The sequence below is a fragment of the Vibrio gazogenes genome (genome assembly GCF_002196515.1).
Taxonomy (GTDB): Bacteria; Pseudomonadota; Gammaproteobacteria; order Enterobacterales; family Vibrionaceae; genus Vibrio; species Vibrio gazogenes_A.
This window is the reverse complement of sequence record NZ_CP018835.1, coordinates 522,626-535,867: the sequence shown is the minus strand read 5'-3', so window position 1 is coordinate 535,867 and position 13,242 is coordinate 522,626. Positions and strand designations below refer to the sequence as shown.

The following is a 13,242-nucleotide window of genomic DNA, read 5'->3' as shown; positions in this document are numbered from 1 at the left end:
TTATTTAAATGGTCTAACGTGGTTTGCATCATCTTATCGATTAAGAACATATTTGGGTCGATGAGATGATATCAATAGTGTAAGACAATATGACTCGCACACGCCAGTGCGGCGTCTTTCGCTTGTTGTGTATCTTCGCCTGTGGCGAGCGTCACCCCGAGTCTTCTTCTGCCATCAATCTCTGGTTTCGCGAACAGACGGATTTGTGTATTGGGAACCATCAGTGCATTCGCCACACCATCAAAACGGACATTATCGGATGTGCCCTGGCCGAGTAAAGCCACTGATGCGGCAGGCTGATACGATACAATCTGCTGGATAGGTAACCCTGTAAATGCACGGACATGTAGGGCGAATTCAGATAAATTCTGCGAGATTAAAGTAACGAGTCCCGTGTCATGGGGGCGAGGGGAGACTTCGTTGAAAATGACTTGATCACCCTTAACGAATAGTTCAACACCAAAGATTCCGTATCCACCGAGTGCGGTAACAATTTTTTCCGCAACCGTCTGAGCATTTTTTTGGGCCGCTTCAGACATCGCTTGAGGCTGCCAAGATTCACGATAGTCGCCATCTTCTTGCCGATGGCCAATGGGGGCGCAGAAATGGATGCCATCAACAGCGCTTACCGTGAGTTGGGTGATCTCGTAATCAAAATCGATAAAACCTTCAACAATCACTCGACCGGCACCGGAGCGCCCCCCTTCTTGTGCATAATGCCAAGCTTTATCGATATCTTGCTCTGATTTGAGAACACTCTGGCCTTTGCCTGAGGAACTCATTACCGGCTTAACAACACAGGGAAGCCCGATTTCGGTAATGGCATCACGGAAGTCATGATAGTTATCTGCAAAACGGTAAGGAGAGGTCGTGAGAGATAATGTTTCAGCTGCCAGACGACGGATGCCTTCGCGGTTCATTGTCAACTGAGTCGCTTTGGCTGTTGGCACAATATGAACGCCTTCATCTTCCAACTCGACCAGTGTTGCCGTGGCAATCGCTTCCACTTCAGGGACAACATAATCGGGCTTTTCGAGTTCGATGACACGACGCAGTGCATCTCCATCCAACATGTTAAAGACATGGCAACGATGCGCAACTTGCATTGCTGGTGCGTCGGCATATCGATCACAAGCGATAACTTCCAGCCCTAATCGTTGGCATTCGATGGCGACTTCTTTACCTAACTCTCCGGAGCCAAGTAACAGAACTCGTGTTGCACTTTCTCTTGTCGCTGTCCCTAACATTCTCTGATTACCTCTTCTCATTTTGAAAACTGCGGCAATCATACTGAAAAACCCCAGAAAAGCAAACGTTTGCTTTTCTGGGGTTTTAGATAGGGATTTATTTTTTATCTTTAATAATTAGCTAGTTATAAATTTATAATGCTATATCTCAATATGTTCCAGCTGAATATGTGGCGTAATTTTTTGCAACACCGAACGGGTTGTATCTAAATGGGTCACAGTTGCATTTTTGGTCTCAGCAAGCACGACACGATTGATATCATGCCATGAATAGCCACCCATTTTGAGCAAGATCACCGCAACTTGCAGAGGTGGAAGGCTTGGATTGAAAGCTGCATTTTCGGCATAAGCTCCCAGACAAATGTGTTGATCTTTGAGTTCAATAGCGACACCACTCAGTGAATGACTATAGGGTGCATAACTGTGATTGAGAGCTTTCAATGCTGCTTGTTGTAATGGATCTGAATAATCAGCTTGGAGCTGATGTGTTTGCTGATCCATGAGTCGAATCTTCATGCCCAGATCTGCTGGGCCAAAAGCTGCCGGAAGGTAATCGTGTAGTTTTTTCGTTGCCTGATTGGGAAGCGTGATTTGGAGTGCCTCAACGTTGGCAAGTTCATTCATAAACTGACGGCAGTGCCCACATGGTGGTGTATCAACAATAATGTCGCTGAGTTCGTTTTCACCACACATCCATGCATGCGCAATGGCGGCTTGTTCTGCATGAATCGTTTGTCCAAGTGAGACTCCGGAAAACTCGATATTGGCACCAAAATACAGTGCGCCGGAGCGGCCTCGAGCGATGGCACCAACATGGAAGTCGGAAACGGGTGTCTCCGCATAAAGAGCTGCCAACGGGAGTAAATGTTGAGCGAGGATGACGGCATCGAAACCGGTCGCATCCATTAAATGCGCAACTTGTTGCTCTGTGAGAGTGGCTGAAAATTTCGGATTGATAACAATCTCTTCGAGTGGTTTAGCCAGTGCTGCTGGTAATTGGCTGAGAACAGTGAGTCGGTCTTGGGTCATATGTTCATCTCTTTCATCACTTCAGGCATTTCATACTAACGCAGTTTGATGAAATTGTTGTGACTGAATTCCTGTTATAGTGATGTACGTTATTTTTATTTCATCAATAATGTGACATAAATCAACATTAAGAAATGCAATCACTCACTAAGTTGTCAGTAATGGACTTAACCATAGCACCAATGCGTAAGCGAGAGGGGCTAGTATTGAAGTGATGATGCCACAAAGCACGAGTGCTAGTGAGCTGAATGCTGCATCGCGGGGATCATTTTCAACACAACTGGCTGTGCCTAATGCATGGGAAATGCTTCCCATGGTTAACCCTTTTGCGATTGGATGGGTGATATGGAGTAATCGATAAATCGGATAAGCGAAAATAGCGCCGAATAGTCCGACAATCAGTACCAGGATTGCAGCAATTGATGGCTCACCACCAAGGTTACTGGTGATTTCCATGGCAATCGGTGTCGTGACTGACTTGGAAAGTAACGCGGCGATAAGCGGTGTATCAGCATGGAATAAAACCGCGATCAATGCCGTGGTCAGCATCGACATGACGCTGCCAAAAACGCAGGCAAACAGGATAATTCGCCATTTGGCACGAATTTGCGGTAATTGCTCATACAGAGGGTAGGCAAGGGCGACAACTGCGGGTTGGAGTAAAAAATTCACCCATTGATTGTCTGCGGCGTAAGTTTCATAGGGCACGTTAAAATAGAGCAGAATGCCGATAATGATAATGACACAAATAAGTAGTGGGTTCGCTAAAGGGGTATTACATTTTTGACATAACCAGCGAACGGCAAAGAAAATAACAATAGTAATCAACAGCCACATGGATGATATTCCTCAGAGGTGTTCTTTTTTCAGCATACGATCGAGTAACAAACCCATACAGACCAACACAATGACTGTCCCTCCAATGGCACTGGCAAATATGGGGAGTGCATTCTCAATCAGTGTGTCGAAATGGGTCATCAAACCGATACTGATCGGTACAAAGAGAAAAACCATATAGCGAATAAATAGTGACGCCCCCGGTTTCACCCACGAGACGGGTAACAGACCACTGGCGAGTGCGATAAAGAGAATCAGCATTCCCAAAACACTCCCGGGAATAGAAAGATGTAACCAGACCTGAATGAGTGTACCAAGCCATAGGGAGGCCATAATTAATCCCAAAGAAACCACAAATTTGAGTAGTGAAATGATCATGTCGATTTCCGAAATTGAGTGATGATTTATTTTTGGCTCATGCAAGTCATATTCATCAGTAGGGCTTGCATGAAGCAGAGAGATTCAGCAAGCGGTCCGTTATGATGTCAGGTTAAGCACATATTGGTAGATTGATTTCAGGATCTGCATCTTATGAGGATCGTGCTCATGTTCATGAGCCAGATTTTCCAGACGAAGAATATAATCATCCATATGTTGGGAGAAGTAGTCCTGACAGTGTGATTGCCACTGTTTTTGTTCATGCAAGGTGAGTGTTTCAGGATAGTTTCTGGCTCGATAACGGAATAATAAGGGCTTAATCCGTGCGTCTTGGAAAGAGATTGATAAGTCTTGTAAGGCTTCGGGCGATGTTTGGCGGATAATCTCCATCGCAGCCTTGTCAGCCGGGTTGAAAAAGTCTTGGTATAACATCGTATCGACGTCAGTATCCGTTGGATAGTCTCTCTCTTCACTAAATACTTGAACCAGTTTTTCTCTGATATCCTGAGCTTGCTTCATGAGAGATAAATGATGTAAACATTTGTCTCTATCGATGCCAATCACACGCGCATTTTCTGCTGTGAGCGTCTTGGCAGGAGCGAGGATCGGGCACTTATTGAGATGAACCAGCTTCACCGGAATCGGTAACTCATCTTCTTGTAAATCATCACGTTTTGTGTAGAGCCGCTCCCGAATTTCGTCAGCATTGAGATCAAAGAGAGGCTGAGGATCTTTCGCCAAATCAACCATGATCACTGCATTTTTGTTATGCGGATGCCAGGCAAGCGGCACAACCCAACTGGTATATTGGCAGTGGCTGCCGAGCATACCGGACACATGCATTAAGGGCGTCATACTGACAATATCGATTAAAGCATTCAGTTTGCGTTTATGGCGCATGGAATAGAAATAATCGAATAATTTCGGTTGCGCATTCTTGATGACTTTTGCCAATTCGATGGTTGCATACACGTCGGCCATCGCATCATGGGCATTACTATGCTCGATACCATTTGCAACGGAAAGATGTTCGAGTTTAAAGCTAGTATTGCCATCTTCATTTTCAGGCCACACAACCCCTTCCGGGCGTAATGCATGACAGGCGCGAGCGACGTCTAGCAGATCCCAACGCGAATTGCCGTTTTGCCAGCTCCATGCATAAGGATCAAGAAAATTACGATAACAGGTATAACGGGTTACTTCATCGTCAAAACGGATATTGTTATAGCCCAGACAGGTGGTATTGGGATGAGACAATTCTTGATGGATACGCTGAATAAACTCGGGCTCTGACAGACCTTTGGTATTCGCTTGCTGTGGCGTAATACCAGTGATGAGTGCGGCTTCCGGTGTCGGCAGATAATCGACCGGCAGTTGACAGAAGATGACCAGCGGCTCGCCAATGATGTTGAAGTCCATATCTGTTCTGACCCCGGCAAACTGACAGGGACGATCTTTCGCGGGATGGACTCCCCAGGTTTCATAGTCAAAGAAGAAGAATGTTGGTTGTGCGTTGTTTTTCATATGCTTTATGTGTTGATTAAATCAGCTAAATCAACCAATTGAATGAATACGACAGGCCATTGGAACAACGGCAGGATGGACTTCACAACTGGTAGAGATGATCATCTCGTTGGCAGTGATTCTATTTCAATAAGTATCCGATAATCAGTCATCGAAAGGCAAGACAATTCATCAATGTGTACCGATGCCGACTGTCATACCAATATAGCGAATACTATCATTTCGGTGATGAAGAGAAAACAGAATGTCTTAGAGTGTCATCATAATTTGTTTGACGTGGCCGATGATACGGAATCGATCGGTATCAAATTCAAGGGGACGATAGATTGCATTGAGTGATACCAGTAATTGATGTGGACCGTCAATTTCTAGTTTTTTGACAGAGACATAATCATGCGAATGATAGTCAACGACGACGATGATTTTACCGTGTTGCATCTCATGATTGGGTTCGACAATCACGATCGAACCTTCGGGGATACTTGGAAAACCATTCGGATTACACATTGAGTTGCCATGTATTTGCATCGCGAATGCTTGCGCTGAAATATCATCGCTGACGGTTACCCACTTTGTCACATCACGGGGGGGAAGAGGTGCGTTCGATTGTGCGAGGACTTGCTCTGGCGTCAATAGAGGTAATACTCTGGATTGATGTTTCGCCAGTGGCTTAAAGTTTTGAATACTCTTGTCTGGCGTTGTATTTGCTGTGATGACACTCGATGATTGATGGCTTATTTCTGGTTTTTTGAGCGCCAGTGTATCCCTGCTCCCGAGTAGACACTCTACTGTTGTCCCTAGTAATTCCGCGATATTGATCAGTTTTGACGTCTCTGGTATGGCTTCACCGATTAACCATTTTCTGATTCCAGTCAGTGAGAGCCGGTAGGGGAGATTCTCCTGTAGATACCGGGCTCTGCCTCGTACAGGAATCCCTTGTTCATCGCAGATTGTGTTGAGCCGTTGCGCAAAAGTGAGAACATTATGGTTAGTCATGATTAAATCTCTAATATGAAACTGATAGTTCGCATTGTGGGCTTGAAAACAAACCGATAGTTGTATTTAATTTTGTAACTATTGGTTCTTATTGTAATGAAGTCGCATCAGAATTGCTACTGCCTGAAACTGTTTTAAATGAAACGGGATCATGATAAGACCAGCAACACTTTTTATATGTAACTATTTGTTTTTTATAAGGGAAAATCATGAGACCTGAAACATTACTGGCAAAATTTAATCTGAAAAGTATGGATTATCAAAAAATGAATCAGGGAGGAAAAAGTCGATTCAGTGTTGAGGAACAGCTCTCAATGGTCGGTGTAAGCTGGAAAGCCTCACCGGTTGGCTTTCTCATTTTATTTGTCGAAACACAGGGATGTCTTCATTCTCGCCGGGCGTTGGAAAAAGAGATCCAGTCTGAAATTGTCACACTAACGACAAACTGGCGTGGTCAGCGCAGTGAGTCAGCATTTGCAGCAATGGTCAACGCGGCAATTGAAGAAGCGACTCATCCACAAGGCTGTATTTGTTCATCCTGTGGTGGTACTGGTCTTTATAAGACACCTCACCGGCAGATGAGAAAGTGTACGCATTGTAAAGACGGCCGCGTATTATGGAGTCCTGAATCACGTTATGTTGCGATGTGTTCTAATCACTTTATTTGTTCGTACCCGATATTTAAACGATACCATGTCGTTCTGGAACAGTTGAGTCAGTGGCTTGCGGCACAACGTAATGCTGCTATGTTGACGTTGATGGAAAGAATAAAATTAGAAGAAGAAGCGTATGCTCTCATGAATTAAAATATTTTTATACCATATAAAAATACTTATATTTGAATATAATTTAATTTTATCAATAGTGTGAAATATATACTTGAGTGGCATGTGACATTCACAATAAAAACTATGCCTGAATGGTTTTTTATTTCCATTGTTTGAGTTTGTTATATGTTCTCTGTTCGCAATGATGTGAAATAATATATTGAAATATACATTCAAATGGCGCATGATATCCACAATGTAAAGCTCTGCCCAAATGGTGGAGCTTTTTTTATTTTCACCATTGTGGATTTGTTATATTTTCTGTTCGCAATAATGCGCAAGGAAGTATTGAAATATACATTTGAATGGCGCATGATATCCACAATGCAAAGCTCTACCCAAATGGTGGCGCTTTTTTATTTTCACCATTGTGGATCTGTTATATTTTCTGTTCGCAATGATGCGAAAGGAAGCATTGAAATATACATTTGAATGGCGCATGATATCCACAATGCAAAGCTCTGCCCAAATGGTGGCGCTTTTTTATTTTCACTATTGTGGATCTGTTATATTTTCTGTTCGCAATGATGAGAAAGGAAGTATTGAAATATACATTTGAATGGCGCATGATATCCACAATGCAAAGCTCTGCCAAAATGGTGGAGCTTTTTATTTTCACCATTGTGGATCTGTTATATTTTCTGTTCGCAATGATGCGAAAGGAAGCATTGAAATATACATTTGAATGGCGCATGATATCCACAATGCAAAGCTCTGCCAAAATTGTGGAGATTTTTTATTTTCACCATTGTGGATCTGTTATATTTTCTGTTCGCAATGATGCGAAAGGAAGTATTGAAATATACATTTGAATGGCGCATGATATCCACAATGCAAAGCTCTGCCAAAATTGTGGAGATTTTTTATTTTCACCATTGTGGATCTGTTATATTTTCTGTTCGCAATAATGCGAAAGGAAGTGTTGAAATATACATTCAAATGACGCATGATATCCACAATACGAAACTCTACCTGAATGATTAAATTTTTATCTGTGTGAGATTTAATTTGTTCCCCTATTTGTTTAAATAACCCGTTAGATCCTGCTCAGGATTTAATGGGTTATTTTCGTTAGCAGAAGTGAAATTCTATTTATATTTAATTGTATTTGTGAGTATTGAATTATTTGTCAATTTGAAAGGTTAATACACCATGTCGTGTATGTCTTCCTTTATACAGGAGATGTATTTTGAACTCAGAAACATTACAGCTTGAATACCCCAGTCAGCTTTATGAGCAGATTGAACAATCCCTTGGACAATTATTGGGAAGTGATGTGGTGGTGAAAAACTATGATGAATATCGCACCATGACGATTGAGTCTCTGACTCTCCTGATTGAGTTTCGCTTTGGCAGAGCGGGTGCCCGAAATAGCAGTGGACAATATTGTCATGGCTATCATATTCGGATTCATTGTCTATTACCGCGCTCAGCTGAGCGCTCTTTTTTACGTGTCTTAGACAAGGTTGCAGCGATTGAGCGTTTTGTTGATCGTAACTCTTGGGGTATCAATATTCGTCAAATTGATATGCCTGAATTTTTGCGTTCAGAGCCGAGTGGACTGCAGTATCAGTTCGATCAAGTTGTTGCCCGAGCCGTTACTTGGCGACAAAACTTGTATCTTGGCGAGGGTCTCAATCAGTCAGACGAAGTGCGAGAAGGGATTGCTTGGGCGGTGAATCCGGTCAATTTAGATGATGCGGATGAATATCAGTCGTTGGAGGTACAGTATGCGTCAGGCCATTGAGCTACTCGTCCGAGAGATGCTGAGCCCATATTTAGAACGAATCGAAACGCTTTCCAATGAACTTGAAGATTTACGCCGCCGCAACCGAAGTCTGGTTCGATTAGGTCAGGTTGCTGCAATCCATGAAAACGGCTATTTGATCAAAGTGAAGCATGGTGACTTAACCACACCATTCATCCGGTGGTTTGCTTCTTCTGCCGGTGAAACCAGAGACTACCGTTGTCCATCGATTGGTGAACAGACTTTGGTACTGAACTATGGGGCTGGTGATAACGGTAGTCAGACGGTGGCTTTGACAGGATTATTTAGCGATAACTTTCCTTCTCCAAGTGGTGATCCCAATGAAATTTTACGGGTTTATCCTGATGGTAGCCGTATCAACTATCACGCACAAAATCACGTACTGACAGTCGATATCAAAGGCGATGCTCATATCAACGTTGACAAGAGTGCTCATATCGTTGCCGGAGGTGTCGCGACAGTGGATGCGAAAAGTATTGCTTTGAATGGTGGATCGCCCTGTGTAACGACAGCACACATTTGTCATTTTACAGGCAATCCACATGGCGATGGATCTAGTACAGTAACTGCGGGGAAATAATATGGCAATGGATGTAACTAAGTTAGAAGATTTAATTATCAATAAGTTAGAAAACAATGAGTTAGAAAGCATGAATTTTAAGACCAGCGGAAAACATGCCTATGCGAAAGTGATGGTTCACGCAGTCGCTGAAGCCGTTGTTGAACATATTTCGAATCAAGCTGAAGTGAGCGTCACCAGCGGCTCATCAGCTGGAATATATAAGGTGAGCTGATGATTGGTATTGATCGTATCACTGGCAGAAAAATTGATGGTTATGAACAATTGGTCAGTCGGATCACCCAAGTGATGACCACGCCGTTAGGCGGTCGGGTCAAGCGTTCGGGTTTCGGGAGCCGAGTCCGGGAAAATCTGGCGGCGAATATGACCGACAGTATGTTGGTTCGTATCCAATCAGACGCGATTGACGCATTTTATAACCCAGAAAACGGACTGTCAGACTTTATTCCAGACAGATGTATCGCCAAACGTCATGCCACTGGCCTGAGCCTTTTCTTTTCAGGTCGTTGGCAGGGACGAACAGTTAAGTTTGAGGTGCCACTGAATGTTTCCACATCAGAATCCATTACCTAAACCAGAAATTATTAAGACACCACCGTTTGAAGTCCTACTCCAACAAGTGCAGCAGGATATTCTGGCATATTTTACCGAACATGCGCCAGATGATGCGACAGCGTTGGGTGAAACACTCGGCAATGAAGCAGAGTTGCTGACGAAATTTGTCGAAGCATTCACGGTGATTCTCCAAAATCATATCCGGCAGTTGAATGGTCAGGCGCAACAGATGTTTGGTATGTATGTGACCGATGATGACATGACCGATTTGATTGTGAGTCAGTTAGGTGTAACCCGCCAAGTTGTTGATCCCGGAGACCCTGGTGCATTTCCTCCGATTCCACCTGTTATGGAGAGTAATGACTCTCTGCTGTCTCGATATTATTTAGCAGCTTATGCTTTGGCGAGTACCGGCACACGTTCAGGGTATCGTTTCCATGCGATGACCTTGGGGGGCAGACCGGAAGTTCAGATTGACAGTCATGAGCCGAAGCGAGTGGTCGTGACTTATGAATATTTAGAACATGAAATGGCCGGTTTGACCAAGGATGCACAAGCCCGACAAGTTTCTCCCGGTGTTGTGGATTGTTTCATTCTGACACATGAAGGCAATGGTATGCCAAGCTCGTCATTAATCGAAGCGACTCAATCTTACCTAACGCGGGATGATATTGCTCAGGAAACAGATTTGATCACTGTAAAGTCACCAGAAATTCGCCAATGGCAATGTGAAGCGAAACTTTATACTCGTCCCGGCCCCGATGCTGATGTTGTGCTGGCTGCAGCAGAGAAAGCGGTCCGGGCCTATGCACTAAAACAGCATCGGCTTGGTGGCAGTATCGAGCCATCTATGCTCTACAGTGTTCTACTGGAGTCAACCGGAGCGTACCGCGGAGAAATCATTCAACCTGCGCAGCCATTGCGTTGTGCTTACAGTGAGGCGCCTTATCTTGAATCAGTCAAAATTACCGTTGGCACTGAAAACGTATAGTGTCCTTTCTGATAACCGAAGTCCGCTCGAACGTTCAATGGAGTTGTCATTTAGTCAGCAAATTTATGGTATTGGCAATCCATACCCGCATCTACTCGATGCCCAAAAGACAGCGTTTGAAATCGTCCCCTATATTGCGTCTGAATTTCAATTGCCGGTGTGGGATACATCTGATACAGAGCCTGTTAAACGCAACTTAGCCGGACATGCATGGCAGGTCCGAAAAATGAGTGGTACCCGTGCTGGGCTGAAGCTTGCACTGGAGTCTTTTGATTTTCAGAGCCAAATCAAACCGTGGTATCAGCAACAGCCACAAGGTCAACCATACAGTCTGGAGATTGTTGCCTGGGAAAAAGGCAACAAGCCGGTGAACGTGGCCAATGTGAAAAAGCTGCTGGCTTATATCGAAGACACCAAATCAGAGCGGGATCAGATCGAGCTATCCCTGATGTTTGGGATCGGAACGAGCATGGGCATCGCTGGTGCCCAAGCCCCAACGACGAACGTGAAAGAAACAACCAGTCAAGCCAGTTTATGGTCAATGCCTGACGCCAAGATGAGCTTTGCGATGACTGGTGCTGTGCCACCTGCGGTAAGTATTAGCCCTATCGATGCAGAGGCAACGATTCCTATCATGGCGGCTCATGTCCAGATGAATATCATGGGCTATTCAGCGCATTACAACATCACTGTTTTAACCATCAATGCGAGAGCAACGTTATGAGTGAAGACACAATTAAGTTAGTGATCACCCACAAAGGCCTGGAAGCGTGTATCAGCGCCAAAGCAAAAGGGATCCAACTATCATTAAAATGGGTATCAGCTGGCGATCGTGCCTATACCCCAAGCCCTGATCAGATGACTTTGCAAAATGAATTACAGCGAGTTGAGTTTTGTGAATTCAAAGATATAGGCGAGAGCCAAATACAGGCGGTGGCTAAGTTCTCTGGACCTGATGAATATCCTATTCGTGAGCTTGGCTTTTGGCTAGAAGACGGCACCTTGTTGGGTGTGATCTCGGGGCCGAATACAACGCTGAACTATAAAGCGAAAAATGGTCATTGTATTCAGCCGTTTACTTTAGATTTATCGGCTATCCCAACGAATTCAATTACAGTCGAAGTTGGCACTGAGAATCTGAATATCATGTTAACGGAAGAGATGATAACAATTGCTTGCGCTTTCATTAAGTCTCAAGCCATAAGCACAAGACAAATACATAATCAAATGTCAATCACAGAGCGACTACGTCATATTGAGGAACTTTCATCATGTCTATAGAGCAAAAAATCGTAGAATTGCAACAAGTATCTGCTGAACAAACGGCAGCTTCTCAAGCGATCGTGCAGGAAGTATCTGGCAAAATGGCTGACATTGATGAAAAGACCAATGACTCGATAGCCAAGGCTGAAAGCACATATGATCAAAAAGTCAACGGCTTGACCATTATTGCCACAGACGGCTATCGCAAAGCGGTCGAGCATAACTCAGGTGGTCGAAATACGGTTATTTATGATGCTCAGGGAAATCCTAATATCATGTGCGTTATTCCGCGCTTCAACGTTGAAGATCTGGGATTAACGGCGCTTGAGCTGGGTACAGGTGTCCATCCGGCATTTGTAACCAACGGAGTGCCTCGCGGTGAAATCCTCGTCGGCAAGTATCTGGCATCATCGGTCGCAGGCGGCTCCGCCGTTATCGGTGGGTCACAGCCGCGAACCTCGGTTGACTACGACACGGCAAAGCAGCTTTGCACACAGAAAGGCGACAACTGGCACCTGATGTCGGTTCATGAATCGGCTGCGATTGCGCTCTGGTCTCTGGCTAACGGTACTGTACCTCGCGGTAATACGAACTATGGTCGCAGCCATGAGGCGAAGTGGGAGACCGCTCGCCGTGCCGATAACGGATTGCCTGGCGACGCTAGCGGTATCGGACGAACCGACACAGGCAAAGGTCCCGTAACGTGGAATCACGATCATACCGAGTTCGGCGTATGTGATTTGGTCGGTAATGTGTGGGAATGGATTGACCAGATGAAATTGGATGACGGTCAGCTCCTGACCACGCTGGATAACAATCCGGCAGTTGCAGAGGTGAACTGGCATCGTCACCCAGCCTATTTTGATTCGACGTCTGACAACCAAAGCGGCGGAGATGTCTACGGCGGTTCACCAGTGCTCAGCAACGCAGTGACCAAGCGTAATGGGCCTGTTGACGACGATAGTAACAACTATCCGTACATACATAACCCGCATTTTGCTGCGATCACAAAGTCGGCTGAGTATACACCTAGCGAGCTGTTGCGCCGATTGCTCATTGAATCAGCAACCACGACGACAGTTGGCGGCGGGATCTGGTGTTGCAACTATGGCGAGCGGTTCCCGCATCACGGGGGCTTCTGGTTCGATGGTTCGGTCGCCGGGCTGGGCGCGATCGCTCTGAAATTTGCACGGTCGTACTCTGACAATTTCATAGGTTTTCGCCCTGCTTTGTTTGTGTAATAGGAG

General features: G+C 44.7%; 15 protein-coding genes. 9 read left to right on the top strand and 6 right to left on the bottom strand.

Annotated elements, in window-relative coordinates; all coding sequences use genetic code 11:
- Positions 1–71: 71 nt before the first annotated feature.
- From purT to BSQ33_RS02335, 6 genes are all read right to left on the bottom strand, one after another.
- Complete coding sequence (purT, locus tag BSQ33_RS02360; protein ID WP_088133179.1) at positions 72–1,247, bottom strand: formate-dependent phosphoribosylglycinamide formyltransferase; 1,176 nt, start codon at positions 1,245–1,247, stop codon at positions 72–74.
- 141 nt (positions 1,248–1,388) lie between these two features.
- Positions 1,389–2,276: a cytidine deaminase gene (gene cdd, locus BSQ33_RS02355; RefSeq protein WP_088133178.1), complete on the bottom strand. Its 888-nt coding sequence runs from the start codon at positions 2,274–2,276 to the stop codon at positions 1,389–1,391.
- Positions 2,277–2,423: 147 nt separating this feature from the next.
- Complete coding sequence (locus tag BSQ33_RS02350; RefSeq protein WP_021021767.1) at positions 2,424–3,113, bottom strand: CidB/LrgB family autolysis modulator; 690 nt, start codon at positions 3,111–3,113, stop codon at positions 2,424–2,426.
- Positions 3,114–3,125: 12 nt separating this feature from the next.
- Positions 3,126–3,491 (bottom strand): CidA/LrgA family protein, encoded by a 366-nt coding sequence (locus tag BSQ33_RS02345; protein WP_027694409.1) that lies wholly within the window; start codon positions 3,489–3,491, stop codon positions 3,126–3,128.
- Positions 3,492–3,590: 99 nt separating this feature from the next.
- On the bottom strand, positions 3,591–5,015 hold the full coding sequence (gene sbcB, locus BSQ33_RS02340) for an exodeoxyribonuclease I (RefSeq protein WP_021021769.1): 1,425 nt from the start codon (positions 5,013–5,015) through the stop codon (positions 3,591–3,593).
- A 249-nt stretch (positions 5,016–5,264) separates the two neighbouring features.
- A complete protein-coding gene (locus BSQ33_RS02335; RefSeq protein ID WP_088133177.1) occupies positions 5,265–6,011 on the bottom strand; it encodes a S24 family peptidase in 747 nt (248 codons plus the stop codon).
- 209 nt (positions 6,012–6,220) lie between these two features.
- Here BSQ33_RS02335 and BSQ33_RS02330 point away from each other — a divergent pair, with 209 nt between their 5' ends.
- From BSQ33_RS02330 to BSQ33_RS02280, 9 genes are all read left to right on the top strand, one after another.
- A complete protein-coding gene (locus BSQ33_RS02330) occupies positions 6,221–6,817 on the top strand; it encodes a hypothetical protein (RefSeq protein WP_088133176.1) in 597 nt (198 codons plus the stop codon).
- Between the two features lie 1,210 nt (positions 6,818–8,027).
- On the top strand, positions 8,028–8,585 hold the full coding sequence (locus BSQ33_RS02315; RefSeq protein ID WP_088133173.1) for a hypothetical protein: 558 nt from the start codon (positions 8,028–8,030) through the stop codon (positions 8,583–8,585).
- A complete protein-coding gene (locus BSQ33_RS02310) occupies positions 8,569–9,186 on the top strand; it encodes a phage baseplate assembly protein V (RefSeq protein ID WP_021021774.1) in 618 nt (205 codons plus the stop codon). Before BSQ33_RS02315 ends, BSQ33_RS02310 begins: the two co-directional genes overlap by 17 nt.
- A gap of 1 nt (position 9,187) precedes the next feature.
- Complete coding sequence (locus tag BSQ33_RS02305) at positions 9,188–9,400, top strand: hypothetical protein (RefSeq protein ID WP_088133172.1); 213 nt, start codon at positions 9,188–9,190, stop codon at positions 9,398–9,400.
- Complete coding sequence (locus BSQ33_RS02300) at positions 9,400–9,759, top strand: phage baseplate protein (protein WP_021021776.1); 360 nt, start codon at positions 9,400–9,402, stop codon at positions 9,757–9,759. The genes BSQ33_RS02305 and BSQ33_RS02300 overlap by 1 nt, the downstream gene beginning before the upstream one ends.
- A complete protein-coding gene (locus tag BSQ33_RS02295) occupies positions 9,731–10,732 on the top strand; it encodes a baseplate J/gp47 family protein (RefSeq protein WP_021021777.1) in 1,002 nt (333 codons plus the stop codon). The genes BSQ33_RS02300 and BSQ33_RS02295 overlap by 29 nt, the downstream gene beginning before the upstream one ends.
- Positions 10,692–11,456 carry a phage tail protein I gene (locus BSQ33_RS02290; RefSeq protein ID WP_088133171.1) on the top strand — a complete coding sequence of 255 codons (765 nt, stop codon included), beginning with the start codon at positions 10,692–10,694 and terminating at the stop codon, positions 11,454–11,456. Before BSQ33_RS02295 ends, BSQ33_RS02290 begins: the two co-directional genes overlap by 41 nt.
- The gene (locus tag BSQ33_RS02285; RefSeq protein WP_021021779.1) at positions 11,453–12,013 is read left to right on the top strand and encodes a hypothetical protein; all 561 of its coding nucleotides are present in this window, start codon (positions 11,453–11,455) and stop codon (positions 12,011–12,013) included. The genes BSQ33_RS02290 and BSQ33_RS02285 overlap by 4 nt, the downstream gene beginning before the upstream one ends.
- Positions 12,004–13,236: an SUMF1/EgtB/PvdO family nonheme iron enzyme gene (locus BSQ33_RS02280; protein WP_232471947.1), complete on the top strand. Its 1,233-nt coding sequence runs from the start codon at positions 12,004–12,006 to the stop codon at positions 13,234–13,236. Before BSQ33_RS02285 ends, BSQ33_RS02280 begins: the two co-directional genes overlap by 10 nt.
- Positions 13,237–13,242: the final 6 nt, after the last annotated feature.

Coding starts and splice junctions, on each gene's coding strand:
- BSQ33_RS02285 (WP_021021779.1), top strand. CDS start 11,453: ATGAGTGAAGACACAATTAAGTTAGTGATCACCCACAAAGGCCTGGAA.
- cdd (WP_088133178.1), bottom strand. CDS start 2,276: ATGACCCAAGACCGACTCACTGTTCTCAGCCAATTACCAGCAGCACTG.
- BSQ33_RS02330 (WP_088133176.1), top strand. CDS start 6,221: ATGAGACCTGAAACATTACTGGCAAAATTTAATCTGAAAAGTATGGAT.
- BSQ33_RS02310 (WP_021021774.1), top strand. CDS start 8,569: ATGCGTCAGGCCATTGAGCTACTCGTCCGAGAGATGCTGAGCCCATAT.
- BSQ33_RS02335 (WP_088133177.1), bottom strand. CDS start 6,011: ATGACTAACCATAATGTTCTCACTTTTGCGCAACGGCTCAACACAATC.
- BSQ33_RS02350 (WP_021021767.1), bottom strand. CDS start 3,113: ATGTGGCTGTTGATTACTATTGTTATTTTCTTTGCCGTTCGCTGGTTA.
- sbcB (WP_021021769.1), bottom strand. CDS start 5,015: ATGAAAAACAACGCACAACCAACATTCTTCTTCTTTGACTATGAAACC.
- BSQ33_RS02305 (WP_088133172.1), top strand. CDS start 9,188: ATGGCAATGGATGTAACTAAGTTAGAAGATTTAATTATCAATAAGTTA.
- BSQ33_RS02295 (WP_021021777.1), top strand. CDS start 9,731: ATGTTTCCACATCAGAATCCATTACCTAAACCAGAAATTATTAAGACA.
- BSQ33_RS02280 (WP_232471947.1), top strand. CDS start 12,004: ATGTCTATAGAGCAAAAAATCGTAGAATTGCAACAAGTATCTGCTGAA.
- purT (WP_088133179.1), bottom strand. CDS start 1,247: ATGTTAGGGACAGCGACAAGAGAAAGTGCAACACGAGTTCTGTTACTT.
- BSQ33_RS02345 (WP_027694409.1), bottom strand. CDS start 3,491: ATGATCATTTCACTACTCAAATTTGTGGTTTCTTTGGGATTAATTATG.
- BSQ33_RS02300 (WP_021021776.1), top strand. CDS start 9,400: ATGATTGGTATTGATCGTATCACTGGCAGAAAAATTGATGGTTATGAA.